11 protein-coding genes and 3 rRNA genes are annotated in these 18,434 nt (G+C 66.4%); 6 read left to right on the forward strand and 8 right to left on the reverse strand.

Going from position 1 to position 18,434, the window contains the following annotated elements; all coding sequences use genetic code 11:
* Positions 1-121: 121 nt before the first annotated feature.
* On the reverse strand, positions 122-1,435 hold the full coding sequence (locus PS467_RS22630; protein ID WP_311039935.1) for an MFS transporter: 1,314 nt from the start codon (positions 1,433-1,435) through the stop codon (positions 122-124).
* Between the two features lie 158 nt (positions 1,436-1,593).
* Here PS467_RS22630 and PS467_RS22635 point away from each other — a divergent pair, with 158 nt between their 5' ends.
* The 4 genes from PS467_RS22635 (at position 1,594) to rrf (ending at position 7,810) form a co-directional block, all read left to right on the forward strand.
* On the forward strand, positions 1,594-2,145 hold the full coding sequence (locus PS467_RS22635; RefSeq protein ID WP_268973474.1) for a MarR family winged helix-turn-helix transcriptional regulator: 552 nt from the start codon (positions 1,594-1,596) through the stop codon (positions 2,143-2,145).
* A 539-nt stretch (positions 2,146-2,684) separates the two neighbouring features.
* Positions 2,685-4,211: ribosomal RNA gene (locus tag PS467_RS22640) — 16S ribosomal RNA — on the forward strand.
* Positions 4,212-4,501: 290 nt separating this feature from the next.
* Positions 4,502-7,621, forward strand: a 23S ribosomal RNA gene (locus PS467_RS22645).
* 72 nt (positions 7,622-7,693) lie between these two features.
* Positions 7,694-7,810 (forward strand): 5S ribosomal RNA (rrf, locus tag PS467_RS22650).
* The 16S, 23S and 5S rRNA genes sit together here, the layout of an rRNA operon.
* Before the next feature lie 120 nt (positions 7,811-7,930).
* On the opposite strand, the gene PS467_RS22655 is transcribed toward rrf, so the two are convergent.
* From PS467_RS22655 to PS467_RS22685, 7 genes are all read right to left on the reverse strand, one after another.
* Complete coding sequence (locus tag PS467_RS22655) at positions 7,931-9,790, reverse strand: hypothetical protein (protein WP_311036794.1); 1,860 nt, start codon at positions 9,788-9,790, stop codon at positions 7,931-7,933.
* A gap of 1 nt (position 9,791) precedes the next feature.
* Entirely contained in the window at positions 9,792-11,195 is a 1,404-nt protein-coding gene (locus tag PS467_RS22660) for an ATP-binding protein (protein ID WP_432280753.1), read from the reverse strand.
* Positions 11,196-11,244: 49 nt separating this feature from the next.
* Entirely contained in the window at positions 11,245-12,801 is a 1,557-nt protein-coding gene (locus PS467_RS22665; RefSeq protein WP_268977066.1) for an SCO6880 family protein, read from the reverse strand.
* 2 nt (positions 12,802-12,803) lie between these two features.
* The gene (locus tag PS467_RS22670) at positions 12,804-14,144 is read right to left on the reverse strand and encodes a hypothetical protein (protein WP_311036795.1); all 1,341 of its coding nucleotides are present in this window, start codon (positions 14,142-14,144) and stop codon (positions 12,804-12,806) included.
* Positions 14,134-15,033: a hypothetical protein gene (locus tag PS467_RS22675; RefSeq protein WP_311036796.1), complete on the reverse strand. Its 900-nt coding sequence runs from the start codon at positions 15,031-15,033 to the stop codon at positions 14,134-14,136. Before PS467_RS22675 ends, PS467_RS22670 begins: the two co-directional genes overlap by 11 nt.
* Positions 15,034-15,353: 320 nt before the next feature.
* Positions 15,354-15,662: a DUF8827 family protein gene (locus PS467_RS22680; protein ID WP_009716148.1), complete on the reverse strand. Its 309-nt coding sequence runs from the start codon at positions 15,660-15,662 to the stop codon at positions 15,354-15,356.
* A 257-nt stretch (positions 15,663-15,919) separates the two neighbouring features.
* Positions 15,920-16,168, reverse strand: a complete 249-nt coding sequence (locus tag PS467_RS22685; RefSeq protein WP_268973480.1) for a DUF397 domain-containing protein — start codon at positions 16,166-16,168, stop codon at positions 15,920-15,922.
* Positions 16,169-16,415: 247 nt separating this feature from the next.
* On the opposite strand from PS467_RS22685, the gene PS467_RS22690 reads away from it, so the two are divergent.
* Together PS467_RS22690 and PS467_RS22695 are read left to right on the forward strand one after the other, a co-directional pair.
* Positions 16,416-17,423 (forward strand): C40 family peptidase, encoded by a 1,008-nt coding sequence (locus PS467_RS22690; RefSeq protein ID WP_311036797.1) that lies wholly within the window; start codon positions 16,416-16,418, stop codon positions 17,421-17,423.
* 234 nt (positions 17,424-17,657) lie between these two features.
* Positions 17,658-18,371, forward strand: coding sequence for a phosphatase PAP2 family protein (locus PS467_RS22695; protein ID WP_311036798.1), 714 nt, complete (start codon positions 17,658-17,660; stop codon positions 18,369-18,371).
* Positions 18,372-18,434 lie beyond the last annotated feature (63 nt).

The raw sequence follows: 18,434 nt of genomic DNA on the forward strand, positions 1-18,434 counted from the left end.
CCGAGCGGTACGGGGACGGCAGACCTGAGCGGGACGGGTCCCAACCGGCACAACGCCCCGGCACGGCGGAGCCGAGCGGCTCCATCGCCGCGCCAGGGCGAGGGCGGAGTGGCCGGCCGGTTCAGGCCGCGGTGATCACCTCGTCCGACGAGGCCGCCCGCGGCGCGGGCACCGAGGCACCGGCGACCGTCGCCCGCAGCGGATTGTCCTGCTGGGCCGTGAGCCGCTTGCCGAGCCTGAGCGCGAGCGCGGTGATGCCGAGCGAGCAGACGATGAGCGTCGCGATGTACGTCCCGTACAGCCCGGCTCCCGCCAGCAGCCCGCCGACCGCCGGGCCCACCGCCAGGGCCAGCTGCTTCACCAGCGAAAACGCCGAGTTGTACTGACCGAGTGCCGTCGGCGGCGCCAGGTCGGCGACCAGCGGCGCGACCGTGGGCGACAGCATCGCCTCGCCCAGTCCGAAGAGCGCGTACGCCGAGATGATCGCGGTGACGCCGACGGCCTGGCCCCCGGGCACCAGGCCGGCGGCCCCGGCGGCGCACCACGCCACCGTCCAGACCAGCCCGACCAGCGCGATCACCCGGCTGCGCCGCCGCCACTCGACCAGCTTGAGCACGACGAACTGCGCCAGCACGATCGCCGCCGTGTTCGCGGCCAGGGCGACACCCAGCATCGACGGCGATATCCGGGCGACGTCCACCGCGAACGCCGACAGCCCGGACTCGAACTGTCCGTAGCAGGCGAAGAACATCACGAAGCCCAGCACGCACAGCTGCACCATGGCGCGGTCGCCGAGCAGGGAGCGCCAGCGGCCGGTGTCGCCGAGGCGCTCACCGACGGTCGGCACCGGGCCGTCGAACACCGGTGTCCGCTCCAGCCTTACGGTCGCGACCGCCGAGCCGAGCGCCAGGAACATCACCGCGTCGATCGCGAAGAGCCGCACAAAGCTCGCGGCGGCGGAGGCGTCCACGAGCAGCCCGCCGAGCAGCCCGCCGATCCCGAGGCCCAGGTTGCCGAGGAAGAACTGGGTGGCGAAGGCCCGCGACCGGGTGAGCGGAGTCGAGCACCAGACGATCAGCGTGGCCAGCGCGGGCTGGATGGCCGCCATACCCGCGCCCAGCACTCCGGCCGCGGCGATGACCGGCGGCTCGCTCGCCGCCAGCCCCAGCCCCATCGATCCGACAGCGGCGGCGACCGCACCCGCGACGGCAACGGACTGCGGCCCTCGCCGGTCGATCAGCCGACCGATGAAGGGCAGCACGGCGAGCGCGGCCACGGCGAACGTCGCGAGCACCACGCCCGCGGTGTTCGCGCCGAGGTCCCGCACCCGCGCCACATAGACGAAGAGGAACGGGACCGTGAAGCCGTTGCCGAACGCGCTCAGCGCGTTGCCCAGCTGGATACGGCGCAGCGCTGCGCCCATCGCGGTGGTCACACTCACCTACCTAGGTCGAGGAGGGGCAAGAGAAACGGGCCTGACCTGCGGGTCGGCCCGGAGGATGCATGTCTGAAGACTTCGAAGGTAAACTTCGATGCTTAAGAGTACAGAGAGAAGGACTTCAGCGCCAATGACTTTCGTGTCATGCTGTTCACATGGCGGAGACCCCCGACCCTGACGACCTGCTGAGCATCGAGGAGCAGATCGCGGCGTATCAGCGCGAGTTCCAGGACCTCGACCCCCAGGTGGAGCAGGTCGTGAGCGCACTCAGCCGGCTCACTCGGCGAATGAACGTCGCGTACAGCCGCCAGTCGGCCACGCTGGGTATCAGCAACTCCGAATGGGAAGTCCTCAAGGCGCTCGTCCTGTCCGGGGCTCCCTACCAACTGGGCCCCGGAGACCTGGCCAAGCGGCTGGGCCTCACCCCCGCCGCCATGACCCACCGCATCGACCGCATGGTCAACGAGGGTCTGGTCACCCGTGAGCGTGACGCGGACAACCGGGTCCGCGTCATCGTCGAGCTGACCCACGACGGCCGGGAGAAGTGGCTGGAGGCGATGCGCCAGGCCGCGATCTTCGAGGCGGACCTTCTCCAGGACCTCTCCAGCGAGGAGCGCGGAGCCCTCGGCGAGATGCTCACCCGCGTGCTGCGCAGGGTGGAGGAGGCCCAGCCCGACGCCGAGGGGCGGCTCAGCAACCTCGGCTGAGCCATGTGGCGTAGCGAGGTTGACACGGGTCCGGGCGATCCGTAACGTACTCCGAGCTGCCACGGAGCCGTAACGGTTATCCGGCAGCACTCGAGCCGCACCGGCGGCAAACCACTTCTGCACGGCCCCTCATCGGGATGGATTTCGGCATGCCGAAATTCGGATCGGGAAGCTCGATTATGAGCATCCGGGGGAATCCGCTAAAGTAGTGGACACGCCGGAAGGCGCGAAACACCCCGCTCCAACAGGGGGCCGGAAACGGAATTCGGATCGGAAACGGACCGGAAATCGGATCTGGTAAGGTTGGAAACACCGAAGGGAAGCGCCCGGAGAAACCGGTGAAAGGGTTTCGAAGGAAGCGTCCGTTCCTTGAGAACTCAACAGTGTGCCAAAAGTCAACGCCAGATATGTTGATAACCCCGTCCATCTCGGACGAGGTTCCTTTGAAAAACACAGCGAGGACGCTGTGAACGGGACTGGATTATTCCTCCGGTTCTGTTCCGCTCTCGTGCAGTGTTTGCCGGGATATCCCGGAAGCATTCACGGAGAGTTTGATCCTGGCTCAGGACGAACGCTGGCGGCGTGCTTAACACATGCAAGTCGAACGATGAACCGGTTTCGGCCGGGGATTAGTGGCGAACGGGTGAGTAACACGTGGGCAATCTGCCCTGCACTCTGGGACAAGCCCTGGAAACGGGGTCTAATACCGGATATGACCGCCGACCGCATGGTCTGGTGGTGGAAAGCTCCGGCGGTGCAGGATGAGCCCGCGGCCTATCAGCTTGTTGGTGGGGTGATGGCCTACCAAGGCGACGACGGGTAGCCGGCCTGAGAGGGCGACCGGCCACACTGGGACTGAGACACGGCCCAGACTCCTACGGGAGGCAGCAGTGGGGAATATTGCACAATGGGCGCAAGCCTGATGCAGCGACGCCGCGTGAGGGATGACGGCCTTCGGGTTGTAAACCTCTTTCAGCAGGGAAGAAGCGCAAGTGACGGTACCTGCAGAAGAAGCGCCGGCTAACTACGTGCCAGCAGCCGCGGTAATACGTAGGGCGCAAGCGTTGTCCGGAATTATTGGGCGTAAAGAGCTCGTAGGCGGCTTGTCGCGTCGGATGTGAAAGCCCGGGGCTTAACTCCGGGTCTGCATTCGATACGGGCAGGCTAGAGTTCGGTAGGGGAGATCGGAATTCCTGGTGTAGCGGTGAAATGCGCAGATATCAGGAGGAACACCGGTGGCGAAGGCGGATCTCTGGGCCGATACTGACGCTGAGGAGCGAAAGCGTGGGGAGCGAACAGGATTAGATACCCTGGTAGTCCACGCCGTAAACGTTGGGAACTAGGTGTGGGCGACATTCCACGTTGTCCGTGCCGCAGCTAACGCATTAAGTTCCCCGCCTGGGGAGTACGGCCGCAAGGCTAAAACTCAAAGGAATTGACGGGGGCCCGCACAAGCGGCGGAGCATGTGGCTTAATTCGACGCAACGCGAAGAACCTTACCAAGGCTTGACATACATCGGAAACACTCAGAGATGGGTGCCCCCTTGTGGTCGGTGTACAGGTGGTGCATGGCTGTCGTCAGCTCGTGTCGTGAGATGTTGGGTTAAGTCCCGCAACGAGCGCAACCCTTGTTCTGTGTTGCCAGCATGCCTTTCGGGGTGATGGGGACTCACAGGAGACTGCCGGGGTCAACTCGGAGGAAGGTGGGGACGACGTCAAGTCATCATGCCCCTTATGTCTTGGGCTGCACACGTGCTACAATGGCCGGTACAATGAGCTGCGAAGCCGTGAGGTGGAGCGAATCTCAAAAAGCCGGTCTCAGTTCGGATTGGGGTCTGCAACTCGACCCCATGAAGTCGGAGTCGCTAGTAATCGCAGATCAGCATTGCTGCGGTGAATACGTTCCCGGGCCTTGTACACACCGCCCGTCACGTCACGAAAGTCGGTAACACCCGAAGCCGGTGGCCCAACCCTTGTGGGGGGAGCCGTCGAAGGTGGGACTGGCGATTGGGACGAAGTCGTAACAAGGTAGCCGTACCGGAAGGTGCGGCTGGATCACCTCCTTTCTAAGGAGCGCATAGCCGACTGCGAGCGAGTGTCTCGCACGGTTGCTCATGGGTGGAACGTTGACTATTCGGCATCGTCTTGGATGCTCTCTCTGTCAGTACTGCTTCTTCGGGGGCGTGGAACGCAGGGTGAGTGGATGGATGGTGTCGGGCACGCTGTTGGGTGTCTGAGGGTACGGGCGAGAGGGTTTCGCTTGTTCCTTCGGCCGGTCTCGGTGTACTGCACGTGAGTGTGGGTGACGGGGTACGGGTCGTTGTTTGAGAACTGCACAGTGGACGCGAGCATCTGTGGCCAAGTTTTTAAGGGCGCACGGTGGATGCCTTGGCACCAGGAACCGATGAAGGACGTGGGAGGCCGCGATAGGCCCCGGGGAGCTGTCAACCGAGCTGTGATCCGGGGGTGTCCGAATGGGGAAACCCGGCAGTCGTCATGGGCTGTCACCCATACCTGAACACATAGGGTATGTGGAGGGAACGCGGGGAAGTGAAACATCTCAGTACCCGCAGGAAGAGAAAACAACCGTGATTCCGGGAGTAGTGGCGAGCGAAACTGGATGAGGCTAAACCGTATGTGTGTGATACCCGGCAGGGGTTGCGCATGCGGGGTTGTGGGAGTGAGCTTCAGTCGTCTGCCGGCGGCTGGGTGAGTCAGAAACCATTGCGATAGGCGAAGGGCATGCGAAAGGCCCGGCGTAGAGGGTAAGACCCCCGTAGCTGAAATCGTGGTGGCTTGCTTGCTTGTTTCCCAAGTAGCACGGGGCCCGAGAAATCCCGTGTGAATCTGGCGGGACCACCCGCTAAGCCTAAATATTCCCTGGTGACCGATAGCGGATAGTACCGTGAGGGAATGGTGAAAAGTACCGCGGGAGCGGAGTGAAATAGTACCTGAAACCGTGTGCCTACAAGCCGTGGGAGCGTCGCCGTGTTCTTCGGAGCACGGTCGTGACTGCGTGCCTTTTGAAGAATGAGCCTGCGAGTTTGCGGTGTGTTGCGAGGTTAACCCGTGTGGGGGAGCCGTAGCGAAAGCGAGTCCGAAGAGGGCGTTTGAGTAGCACGCTCAAGACCCGAAGCGGAGTGATCTAGCCATGGGCAGGTTGAAGCGGAGGTAAGACTTCGTGGAGGACCGAACCCACCAGGGTTGAAAACCTGGGGGATGACCTGTGGTTAGGGGTGAAAGGCCAATCAAACTCCGTGATAGCTGGTTCTCCCCGAAATGCATTTAGGTGCAGCGTCGTGTGTTTCTTGCCGGAGGTAGAGCACTGGATAGGCGATGGGCCCTACCGGGTTACTGACCTTAGCCAAACTCCGAATGCCGGTAAGTGAGAGCGCGGCAGTGAGACTGTGGGGGATAAGCTCCATGGTCGAGAGGGAAACAGCCCAGAGCATCGACTAAGGCCCCTAAGCGTACGCTAAGTGGGAAAGGATGTGGAGTCGCAGAGACAACCAGGAGGTTGGCTTAGAAGCAGCCATCCTTGAAAGAGTGCGTAATAGCTCACTGGTCAAGTGATTCCGCGCCGACAATGTAGCGGGGCTCAAGCGTACCGCCGAAGTCGTGTCATTGCAGTATGTACCCCTAACGGGGGCTGTGATGGGTAGGGGAGCGTCGTGTGCCGGGTGAAGCAGCCGTGTAAGCGAGTTGTGGATGGTTCACGAGTGAGAATGCAGGCATGAGTAGCGATTCACACGTGGGAAACGTGTGCGCCGATTGACTAAGGGTTCCTGGGTCAAGCTGATCTGCCCAGGGTAAGTCGGGACCTAAGGCGAGGCCGACAGGCGTAGTCGATGGACAACCGGTTGATATTCCGGTACCCGCTTTGAAGCGCCAACGCTGAACCAGGCGATGCTAAGTCCGTGAAGCCGCCCTGGATCCTTCGGGTGAAGGGGAGTGGTGGAGCCGACGGTCCAGACCTGTAGTAGGTGAGTGATGGGGTGACGCAGGAAGGTAGTCCATCCCGGGCGGTGGTTGTCCCGGGGTAAGGGTGTAGGACGCAAGGTAGGTAAATCCGTCTTGCTTATGTCTGAGACCTGATGCCGAGCCGATTGTGGTGAAGTGGATGATCCTATGCTGTCGAGAAAAGCCTCTAGCGAGTTTCATGGCGGCCCGTACCCTAAACCGACTCAGGTGGTCAGGTAGAGAATACCGAGGCGTTCGGGTGAACTATGGTTAAGGAACTCGGCAAAATGCCCCCGTAACTTCGGGAGAAGGGGGGCCATTGCTGGTGATGAGTTTTGCACTCGGAGCTGGTGGTGGCCGCAGAGACCAGCGAGAAGCGACTGTTTACTAAAAACACAGGTCCGTGCGAAGCCGTAAGGCGATGTATACGGACTGACGCCTGCCCGGTGCTGGAACGTTAAGGGGACCGGTTAGTCACATTTCGGTGTGGCGAAGCTGAGAACTTAAGCGCCAGTAAACGGCGGTGGTAACTATAACCATCCTAAGGTAGCGAAATTCCTTGTCGGGTAAGTTCCGACCTGCACGAATGGCGTAACGACTTCTCGACTGTCTCAACCATAGGCCCGGTGAAATTGCACTACGAGTAAAGATGCTCGTTTCGCGCAGCAGGACGGAAAGACCCCGGGACCTTTACTACAGCTTGATATTGGTGTTCGGTTCGGCTTGTGTAGGATAGGTGGGAGACTGTGAAGCCGCAACGCCAGTTGTGGTGGAGTCGTTGTTGAAATACCACTCTGGTCGTGCTGGATGTCTAACCTGGGTCCGTGATCCGGATCAGGGACAGTGTCTGGTGGGTAGTTTAACTGGGGCGGTTGCCTCCTAAAGGGTAACGGAGGCGCCCAAAGGTTCCCTCAGCCTGGTTGGCAATCAGGTGTTGAGTGTAAGTGCACAAGGGAGCTTGACTGTGAGACCGACGGGTCGAGCAGGGACGAAAGTCGGGACTAGTGATCCGGCGGTGGCTTGTGGAAGCGCCGTCGCTCAACGGATAAAAGGTACCCCGGGGATAACAGGCTGATCTTCCCCAAGAGTCCATATCGACGGGATGGTTTGGCACCTCGATGTCGGCTCGTCGCATCCTGGGGCTGGAGTCGGTCCCAAGGGTTGGGCTGTTCGCCCATTAAAGCGGTACGCGAGCTGGGTTTAGAACGTCGTGAGACAGTTCGGTCCCTATCCGCTGTGCGCGTAGGAGTCTTGAGAAGGGCTGTCCCTAGTACGAGAGGACCGGGACGGACGAACCTCTGGTGTGCCAGTTGTTCTGCCAAGGGCATGGCTGGTTGGCTACGTTCGGGAGGGATAACCGCTGAAAGCATCTAAGCGGGAAGCCTGCTTCGAGATGAGGGCTCCCACCTCCTTGAGGGGTTAAGGCTCCCAGTAGACGACTGGGTTGATAGGCCAGATATGGAAGCCGGGTGACCGGTGGAGTTGACTGGTACTAATAGGCCGAGGGCTTGTCCTCAGTTGCTCGCGTCCACTGTGTTGGTTCTGAAGTAATGAACCGTGTTGTTTCCGGTTGTTATCTTCATAGTGTTTCGGTGGTCATAGCGTTAGGGAAACGCCCGGTTACATTCCGAACCCGGAAGCTAAGCCTTTCAGCGCCGATGGTACTGCAGGGGGGACCCTGTGGGAGAGTAGGACGCCGCCGAACAAATTTTTAGCCTCGGTCCCGAGCATATTGTGCTCGGGACCGAGGCATTTTTGCGTTCAGCCCCTTTGTCGGGTCGGAGACCCTTTATCGGGTTGGAGAGCCGCGAGCGTCCTGGTGTGGCTACCCCAGTTCGTGGCTCACCAGGCTGCGGTGGGGCCAGCGGGCGCGTGCCTGCTCCTGGGAGCGCATCAGGGCCAGTGTGGGCAGGCCCTGGGCCGCGCCCTGGGCCAGGAGGTCGGGGAGTGCCGGAAGCGGGGCCACGGCGGCGACATCGTCCAGGACGAGGGTGAGTGGTGGGTCGAGCCGACCGGAGGATGACCGTTCGGCCATGCGCCGGCCGTGCTCGACCACGTGCGAGGCGAGTGCGGTCAAGAAGGGCATCGCACCCGGCTGGGTTCGGGGATCCTCGATGGATTCACCCATCAGATAGAGGGTTCCCCCTTCGGCGACGAATGACTCCAGTGCGAGCGTGTCGGCGCGTCCCGGATTGCAGGCGTCCCGGATGTGGATCGATGAGAGCGCGCCGAGAGCACGGGCGGTCAGCTCCTGGGCCATGTCACGGCGTTCGCGGTGTGCGGTGAGCGTGGCCTCCAGCTCACCGGCCGCCCCGCCCGCCGCCTTGGGATGCGTACGGAGGATCCGCACGGGTTCGTGGGCCGAGTTGCCCTGGGCCCAGCGGTGCACATGGCGGAACGGCCGGCCGTCCACGGCGGCGGCGTGCAGCCAGCAGCGGAGCATCGTCTCCGCGGCCTCCGCCATGGGCCGGTCCATCGCGTGTGCCGGGCGGACGGGGGCGAGGAGGGCGGTGGCGCGGGCGGCCGCGATCTCGCGGGAGCCGCAGTCCGCCGCCGGGTTCCAGCGCAGCCGGACCGGGGTGTCGAGCAGATGGGACGGGTCGAAGACATGGGTGGGGCCGAACTTGGCGCGGACGTCCTTCGTCGCGGCCCAGAGCTTGGGATCGCTGGTGACGACGAGGACGGGGCCGACGGCCTCCAGGACGGTGTGGACCGCGGACTCGCCGCGCTGGGCGCCGAAGAGGACACGGGACCGGACCGACTCGCCGTCGGGGAGGCCGGCCACGGTCAGCGGGCCGGTGCGGGCGGTGGGAAGCTGCTGTGCCGCCGTCGGGTGGAGCGGTGCGTACGCGCCGTCCTGGACGGGGGGCGTGGGGACGCCCTCAGCGGGGGCGTCCTGCACGCTCGCTCTCTGCTCGGCGATGCGGGGGTGCGGCTCGGGACCCGTCCCGGTGGCCGCTCGAGCGGCGACGGCCTCGGTCTCGGGGTGACCCGTGACGGGCGCGACGGCTCCGTTGCCGGACACCGCCTGGGTCGGGCCCGGCGCGGCGCTCCGGGACCAGGAGACCGGGGCGCCGTCGGTGGACTCGGCGGAGGGGCCGGCGGTGCCGGAAGCGACCTCTGGGGCCGCTGAGCCGCTTCCCGGGCCACGGGCGGGCGAGGGCTGTGCCTCGACACCCGCGGCCGGCTCAGCCCTCGTACCGCTGTGGGTCGCGGTCTCGGTGCCGCCCTTGGCGGCCCCCGCGCCCGTAAGGCCGAGCCGCTTGGCCTCCGCGGCCTGCGCGCGGGCGGCGCGGCGCCGGGCGCGGACGGTCCGGTAGCGGGCCAGCGTGCCGACCACGAAGATCGTCAGCACGATCAGCACCATCAGCTCGCCGATCACGATGCCCCAGAACAGCCCGTACCCCGACAGCTGGTCCTTCGGGATGCTGGGCCATGCCCCGGCCAGGTCCTGGGGCTCTGTCACCAACTGACGCAGCGCCTGCGGCGTCCGCATGAAGGCCAGGTTGTCCGGCCAGGCGCCGTGGGCGAGGAGTCCCGCCAGACCGGTCGCCGACCACATCAGGCCGAGCAGGCCCAGCAGAAGGACGAAGGAGCCGATCAGCAGGCCGTCCGGAATGCCGCCCCCCGCGGACGGAGGCCTTCCGCGCTCCGCGGGCCCGTCGTGACGCTGTCCCGCCGCCATCTCAGGCCACCGTGGATCCGTACGACGGCCCGCCGTAGGTATCCGCCTCCGCCGCCTCGACCGCGGCGGCGGCCCGCTCCTCGGCCTCCGCCTCGGCCGCCATCTGCAGGGCCAGCGCGTCCTCCGTCATCGCCCGGTCGGTGTAGACGAGAGGCCGCTCGGCCTCGGTGATCAGGTGTTTGACGACCTGTACGTTGCCGTTGACGTCCCATACGGCGATACCGGGGGACAGCGTGGGGATGATCTCGACGGCCCAGCGGGGCAGGCCCAGAACGCGACCGGTGGCCCGTGCCTCGTCCGCCTTCTGGGCGTAGATCGTCCGTGTGGAGGCCATCTTGAGGATGGCCGCGGCTTCCCGCGCCGCCGCGCCGTCCACCACGTCGGAGAGATGGTGGACGACGGCGACGAAGGACAGGCCGAGCCGGCGCCCGAACTTCAGCAGCCGCTGGAAGAGCTGGGCGACGAAGGGCGAGTTGATGATGTGCCAGGCCTCTTCGACCAGGAAGATGCGCTTCTTACGGTCGGGACGGATCCAGGTGTGCTCGAGCCAGACCCCCACGATGGCCATCAGGATCGGCATCGCGATCGAGTTGCGATCGATATGGGAGAGGTCGAAGACGATCAGCGGTGAGTCCAGATCGATCCCGGCCGTGGTGGGGCCGTCGAACATACCGCGCAGATCACCGTCGACCAGCCGGTCCAGCACCAGGGCGACATCGAGGCCCCAGGCCCGTACGTCGTCTATGTCGACGTTCATCGCCTCCGCCGATTCGGCCTCGGGGTGGCGCAGCTGCTCCACGATGTCGGTCAGCACCGGCTGGCGGTCGACGATGGTCTCGTTGACGTAGGCGTGCGCGACCTTCAGGGCGAACCCGGAGCGCTCGTCGAGCCCGTGCCCCATCGCGACCTCGATGATCGTACGGAGCAGGGCGAGCTGACCGGTCGTGGTGATCGCCGGGTCCAGGGGGTTCAGCCGGATACCGCCGTCCAGGGCCGCCATCGGGTCGAGCCGGATGGGCGTGATCCCCAGCTCCTGGGCGATGAGATTCCATTCGCCGACCCCGTCCTCACCCTGGGCGTCCAGCACCACCACCTGGCGGTCGCGGAACCGCAGCTGGCGCAGGACATAGGTCTTCTCCAGGGCCGACTTGCCGTTTCCGGACTCGCCCAGCACCAGCCAGTGGGGAGCCGGCAGCTGCTGGCCGTAGAGCTGGAAGGGGTCGTAGATGTAGCCCTTGCCGGAGTAGACCTCGCGGCCGATGACCACGCCGGAGTCGCCGAGGCCGGGGGCCGCGGTGGGCAGATAGACGGCCTGGGCCTGGCCGGTGGAGGTGCGCACGGGCAGCCGTGTCGTCTCCACCTTTCCGAACAGAAAGCTGGTGAACGCATCGGTGATGGCGCTCATCGGATCGGCCACGGCGGAGCCCCTATCGTCCCTGTCGTCCCAGTCGTCTCTATCGGCGGATGCCGGTCGCGAACGGCAACGTGTTCACAAAGGCCCGGTGGTGTTCGCGGTCGCACCACTCCAGCTTGAGGTAGCTCTTCCCCGCTGAGGCCCGGATGGTCCGCTTGTCGCGCGCGAGGGCCTCCGGCGACCGGGAGGAGACGGTGATGTAGCCGACGAGGTTGACGCCCGCGGCGCCGCTGGCGAGGTCCTCGCCGCGCTGGTCGAGCCGGCCGTGGGCGGCGATGTCGCGCGGGTCGACGGTGCGGTTCATCTTCGCGGCGCGGCTGGCCTCGGCCTCGTCGTTGGTCTTCTCGGTGAGCATCCGCTCGATGGCGACCTCGGTGGGCTCGAGGTCCATGCAGACGGCGACCGTACGGATGACATCGGGGGTGTGGACGAGCAGCGGGGCGAGGAAGTTGACCCCGACCGGCGTCATGGGCCACTCCTTCACCCAGGCCGTGGCATGGCACCAGGGCTCGCGGGTGCTCGACTCCCGGGTCTTGGCCTGGAGGTAGGTGGGCTCCATCGCGTCCAGCTCGGCGGGCCAGGCGTTCCGCTTGGTCATCGCCTGGATGTGGTCGATGGGGTGGTCCGGGTCGTACATGGAGTGGATGAGCGACGACAGCCGCCCCTGCCCCAGGGGCTGCCGCACCCGGATGTCGGCCTCGGCGAGCCGGGCGCAGATGTCGGTCAGCTCACGGGCCATCACCACGGCGAGGCCCGCGTCCTTGTCGAGCCGGCGGCCGCCGCCGCTGTGGCGGGCGGCGCGCGCGATGGCCTGGGCCTCGGCGGCGAGCTCGCGGGTGTAGTGCATACAGGCGACGAGATAGGCGCGGTGCTGCTCGGAGGAGGTGGAGACCATGGACTGCAACTGGTCGTAGGAGTCCTTGAGCCAGGCGGGGGCGTTGTCGTCGCCGCGCCGCTCGACGTCCTTGGCGTGCGCGTCGGGGTCGGCGGGGAGGGTGCGGGCCAGCATCTGCAGACGGGTCACGAAACCGTCGCCGTTGGCCACGTGCTTGAGCAGGGTGCCGAACCGGTCGACCAGGGCCTCCTGGTCCTCGCTGTCGCGCAGGCCGACGCCGGGGCCCTCGATCTCGATGGCGGCGGTGACGGTGCGGCGGTCGGCGTGCAGCAGCACGGCGATCTCGTCGGGGCCGAAGGGGGCGGCCAGCCAGTTGATCCGGCCGATGCCGGGGGGCGGGCCGACCTCGATCTCGCGGCCGTCGAGGCGGGTGCCGGCCTCGGCGGCGCCGGAGCGGTAGGTGGTGGTGCCCTTACGGACGCTGCGCTTGTAGGAGCGGTTGATCTCGAACCACCTGTAGAACGTCCGCCCGTTGTACGGAACGTACACGGCGGCGAGGGCGAGGGTGGGGAAGCCGACCAGGGCGACGATACGGAACATCAGCACCGGCACCAGCAGCCCGCACATCATCCCGATGAACGCCCCCGCGATGATCAGCGCGATTTCGCCGGTCTCGCGGTTCTTGCCGACGATCGCGTTGGGGCGGGGACGTCCGATCAGATATGTGCGACGGGGTGCGATGGGATGCGACTGGGCGTCGATCGTCACCGTCGGTCACCTCCCGGGGTGTTGCCGGAGCTGCGGTTGCTGGTGGAGGCGCCGGCTGAACCGCCGGGGTGGCCGGTGCGGCTGGCGGGCGCGGGTGCGCCGCCCCCGCCGCCCGAGCCTGTTCCACCTCCGCCGCCGGTGCGGGTGCTGTGGGCCGATACCCCGCCGGAGACGGGGTTGGCGGGCTTGACCTGCCCCGGGGTGGCGGCGCCGCCTCCGCCGGCGTCGCCGCCGCGGGCGCTGTGGGTGTTGATGCCCTGCTTCACCAGAGCGGCGGGAGAGCTGATGACGGCGGCGGCCTGGCGGGACGCGGGATCGGCGCTGGCGCTGCGGGCCTTGACGATCTCGTCGCCGAAGCCCGGCACGAAGCGGTAGATCATCGCGCTGGCGAAGATGGCGAGGATGATGATGGACAGGCCGGAGACGACGGCCGAGAAGGCGTCGGGCTCGTCGCCGGAGGTGGACAGCGCGCCGGCGAGCGCCAGGACTATCACGATCACCGGTTTGACGAGGATCACGGCGATCATGATCCCCGCCCAGCGGCGCACATGCCCCCACATGTTCTTGTCGACGAGGCCCGAGTAGACGGCGGTGCCGAGCAGCGCGCCCACGTAGAGGAGGGCGGCCCGGATGACGAGTTCGAGGCAGAGGACGCCGGCGGCGAGGATCGTCACGAGCGAGACGACGATGAGCATGATGGGGCCGCCGCCGATGTCCTCGTCCCGCTTGAGCGCCTGGGCGAAGGAGCCGAAGAAGGCGTCGTTGTCCGCACCGCTGCCGGTGGAGATGGCGTCGGTGACGGCGTCGGTCGCGGTGACGACCGTATAGAGGATGAGGGGCGTGAAGGCGGAGGCCAGGACCGTCAGCCAGAGGAAACCTATGGCTTCGGAGAGCGCCTCGCCGAGGGGGACGCCGCGGATGGCGCGCTTGGCGACGGCGAGGAGCCAGAGGATGAGGGTGAGGACGGTGGAGGCGGCGAAGACGACGGCGTACTGGCGGAGGAACGACTCGTTGGTGAAGTCGACGTTGGCCGTCTCCTTGACGAGCTTGGAGAGCTTGCCGACGAGCCAGGAGGCGGCGTCGGCGCAGCCGCGGGCCAGGGAGGCGGCGGGGTCCAGGGGGTTGGAGGGGTCGGAGCTCGGAGAATCGCCTCCGCTGCCCTTGCACAGATCCTTGAGCTGGCCGTCGTCGATGCCGTCGCAGCCGTCGCTGGTGTCGGACGGAGTCGGAGTCGGCGATGGGGCAGCGGCAGCGCGCGTTGCCAACAGCACGCCAGCGGCTTGGACGCATGCGACTGCGGCGCTGATCGAGAGGGCACGACGGCGATTAACGGGCATACGTGAACCCTCCGAACCCTTGTACGGCATTGGCCATGTCCTCCGCCGAGGACGCGGCTTGGTCGCGGCCGACAGGTGCCGGGCCGGTCTTCTGGGTGTACTGGGTTACCTTCCAGTCGCCCTTGATCCATTTCAGCTTGAAGGTATCCGTGTACCAGCTCTCGGCGACCGGGTTCTTGGACCCTTCTCCTGCCACGCCGAAGAGCAGCGAGTGCCAGACGGCAACCTGTGCTTCGCCGTCCTTGAACTTCTCCACCTTGGCGCCTACGGGGTTGACGCGGGAGACGAAGGTCATGCCGTCCGGAGCATCGCCATTGGCGTCCAGGCCTGCATTTGAAAAGATCTTGTTGTTGGAGAACGCGTTGTTGAGCTCGTCGAGCTGTGCAGCGGCTACGTCAGGGGCGTAGATCGCATTGACGATCGCTTTGCGACGGTCTGCTTTGAACATGCCGTCGGACCCCAGCGCCACCGCATAGTTCGCCGCCGCGCTCTGCGCCCCCTGTTCCGACTTGGCGAAGCCCGAGGCGATGCCCGTGGTGTTGTTCTTGCCCTCGACCGGGCGTTCGCCCGTGGGGGCGGTGGGGCGGGCTTCGGTGCTGGTGCCGCCGGTGCCGCCGGTGTCGCCGTTGTCGGAGTCGCCGTTGTTGTCGCCGCCGCGGTTGACGAAGGCGATGGCCGCGAGGAGGAGGACGACGACGCCGACGACGGTGACCAGGTTGCGGCTGGGTTTGCCGGTGCGGCCGGGGGCCCGGCGGGGCGGGCCGTAGGGGTCGCCGTCGCCCTCGGGCAGGCGGGTGCGCGTCAGGTGGCCTTGGGGGGACGCGCCGCGGCCGCGGCGCGTCTCGTGGCCCTCGTAGTCACCGCCGTATCCGTCGTCGCCCAGACTCATCCTGCGTACGCCCCTTCGCCCGTGCCGAGCCCGCTGACCCTGCCGGCCCCGCGGATTCTGCCGATCCTGCCGACCGCGTCATCCATCGTCCCTCTTCCGCCACCCGCATACGACGGTAGCGGTGCGGACTGACGCTCGGACGCGCTGGTGTGAGTGGACATCAAGCTGACACGACCTCAGCGTGGGGAGCGGGAGCGGGCATCAGGAAGCAGCCTCGGGTACGGAGTGTGGGGCTGGTAGGGGGAATCGGGGGCGGAGGCTTGCGGCCAGGGGGGTGCGCCGCGCGCGGGGGAGTGGCTCGGGGGTGGGCGGGGGCGTGGCTAGATGGCCATGCCGTAGACGATCGTGAAAAGCGTGCCCAGTGAACCGATGATGAACACACCGGTGAGGCCGGCGACGATCAGCCCCTTGCCCTGCTCGGCGCTGAAGGTGTCGCGCAGCGCCGTCGCGCCGATCCGCTGCTTGGCCGCACCCCAGATGGCGATGCCGAAGCACAGCAGCAGGGCGACCGCCATCACGACCTCGATCATGACGCGGGCTTCGCTGCCCAGACTGCCGAACGGACCCCAGTCTGGGGCGATTCCGCCGATGATGGTGTTGATGTCGCCCTTTTCGGCCGCTAGGAACATGATGAACTCACCGCCCCTTGTGGGTAGTTGTGTCCCCCGCCCGGTATGGCGTGGGTCAGCCTCTATCTTCGCTGATGAATCCGCTTCCGCATGTCGATTTGGCGGCATTTCTTAGCGGATCTCGTGCGTGTTGTGGGACACGGCCGTCTGTCAGGGGTGTGAGGCGTGTCAAAGGAGTGTCGTATGGTCACTCTGTGTATCACGCGGGTGCGTGTTGGGCAACGATCGGTGAGGGCCGCGGGAGGCCCGTCCGTCGCTCATGGGCCGGCGGGCCCGTCGGCCTCGGTGAGGTCGGCGAAGTCGTCGAACTCGCCCGCCTTGACCCCTTTGATGAACGCCTCCCACTTGGCCCGGGTCGTGACCACGACGGTCTCCGGGTCGTTGCTCTCGCGCATCAGGATCTGGTCGTCGGGGCCCACGGCCACCTCGAGGTAGGCGATGCCCTCCTCGCTGTCGGCGGGGGCGGCCCGCTGCCAGTCGAGGTCTTGCCAGTCGAGCCGTGTCATCTGCGGTCCTCAGGGTCGTGGTGCTCGGACGGCTGGACTCTACGCTTCCCGTCGGCCCGCGAGCAGCGGCCGAGGCGGAGCGGCGAGGTGCGGGGACGGGGGCGGCGAGGCGCGGGGGGCGGGTCGGCGGCGCACAGGGGGGCGCGCGGCGGGGACCCGTCGTATGGTTTCGGCTGGGGAGCGGCTGATTTTCGCCGTGCGTACGGAAACGTGTTCGCAGCGCAGGTGAATGGGGGAGGATGGCCGGGTGCGTAAGGTCTGGCTGGGTGTCAGTGTCGGTCTCGGAGTCTCCTTTTCCTTCGTCGCGCTGCTCGTCGTCGGCACCTACATGGTCGCGGCGGACCTCGTCGGCGGTGCGGGCGGTAAGGCCGTCGGGCTGGCGAAGGGCTCCGTCCCCGCCGCGTACGAATCGCTGATCCAGGAGTACGGGAACTCCTGCTCCGCCATCAACCCGGCGCTCCTCGCCGCGCAGCTCTACCAGGAGAGCGGCTGGAACGCGAAGGCGCAGAGCCCGGCCAACGCCAAGGGGCTGGCGCAGTTCATCCCCGCCACCTGGGCCTCGCACGGGGTCGACGGCAACAAGGACGGCGTCAAGGACATCTGGGACCCGCAGGACGCGATCCCGTCGGCGGCCGCCTATGACTGTTCGCTCGCCAAGTACGTCAAGGACGTGCCGGGCAACCCGACGCACAACATGCTGGCCTCGTACAACGCGGGTGCGTACGCCGTGATCAAGTACGGCGGGGTGCCGCCTTACAGCGAGACCCAGAACTATGTGAAGACCATTACCACCCTCGCCAAGAGCTTCGAGGCGCCGGTCCAGAAGGTCCAGCCCTCCCAGCAGTCGGCCGGGGCGATCTACTTCGCGCAGAAGCAGCTCGGCAAGCCCTATCTGTGGGGCGGGAACGGCACGCCGGAGCAGGGCGGGCGGTTCGACTGCTCGGGGCTGACGAAGGCGGCGTACAAGACGGTCGGGATCGACCTGCCGCGCGTCGCCAACGACCAGTGGAACGCCGGACCGCATCCCAAGCGGGACGAGCTGCTCCCCGGGGACCTGGTCTTCTTCGCCTACGACCTCGACGATCCGAGATCGATCCACCACGTGGGGATCTATGTGGGCGGCGGCTACATGATCAACGCTCCCTACACCGGTGCGGTGATCCGCTTTGACAAGATCGACACGCCGGACTACATCGGTGCTACGCGGGTGACCCAAGATGGCGCAAAAGCGCTGCCGCGGGCGAACTCCGCGTGAAGATTCCCCCTGAGCTGCGACGATCGGTCACCCTTCGATAACGTCCCGGTGATCGTTGGGTTGAGAACGGAACCCCCGGCGAGAAGAGGGCGTTCCCTGGAAGTGGATCGAGCGTGGATCGGTGTGGACCGACGGCGGACTGTCCGGCGCCGGTCGCGGTGACCACGATCGCACGGCATGACGGGGGTTGGCAGCTGCACGTAGTGACAGGCAAGAGATAAGGGGCCACGGCATATGGCTGGACTCGCACTGGACGGGTCGAACCCCGATGTCAGCCTTCTCTACGACATCAACGGGCTGGCGAAGGACGCCCCCCACTGGTTCGACCGCGTCATGGAGTTCGTCGGCGAGTACGGGATCATCATCGGGCTCGCCCTGGTGACCCTGGCCGCTTGGTGGAACGTGCGGAAGCGGCCGCAGGACGCGCCGTCCGCCGTCGCCGGGCTGGTGTGGGCCCCGCTGGCCGCCGGGCTGGCGCTGGTGGCCAACATCCCGATCCGCGGCTTCGTCGAGCGGCCGCGGCCCTTCAACGACCACCAGGGGCTCGACGTCCTGGTCGCGGGGAAGACCGACTTCTCGTTCGTCAGCGACCACGCGACGCTGACCATGGCGGTCGCCGCCGGTGTCTTCATGGCCCACCGCGCCTACGGGTCGATCGCGATAGGCCTCGCGCTGCTGGAAGGGTTCTGCCGCGTCTATATGGGCGTCCACTACCCCACCGACGTGATCGGTGGGTTCGCGCTGGGCACGGCGGTCACGCTGCTGCTGGCGCCGCTCGCGATGATGCTGCTGACACCGCTGACCACGACCCTCGCGAACTCGCGCGCCGGGTGGCTGGTGCGGACCGAGCCCGCCGCGGCGGACCGGGATGCGGACGAGGCGTTCCCGGAGCTTCCCGGGTCCCGCTCGGCGGACGGCGACCGCGGGAACAAGGACCTGGCGGCCTGAGCGGCTTCCTTACGGAGGCGATCTGCGATTGAAGGCCCGGCGGCAGCCGGGCCTTCAGCACAT

The organism is Streptomyces luomodiensis (assembly GCF_031679605.1).
Classification (GTDB): Bacteria; Actinomycetota; Actinomycetes; order Streptomycetales; family Streptomycetaceae; genus Streptomyces; species Streptomyces luomodiensis.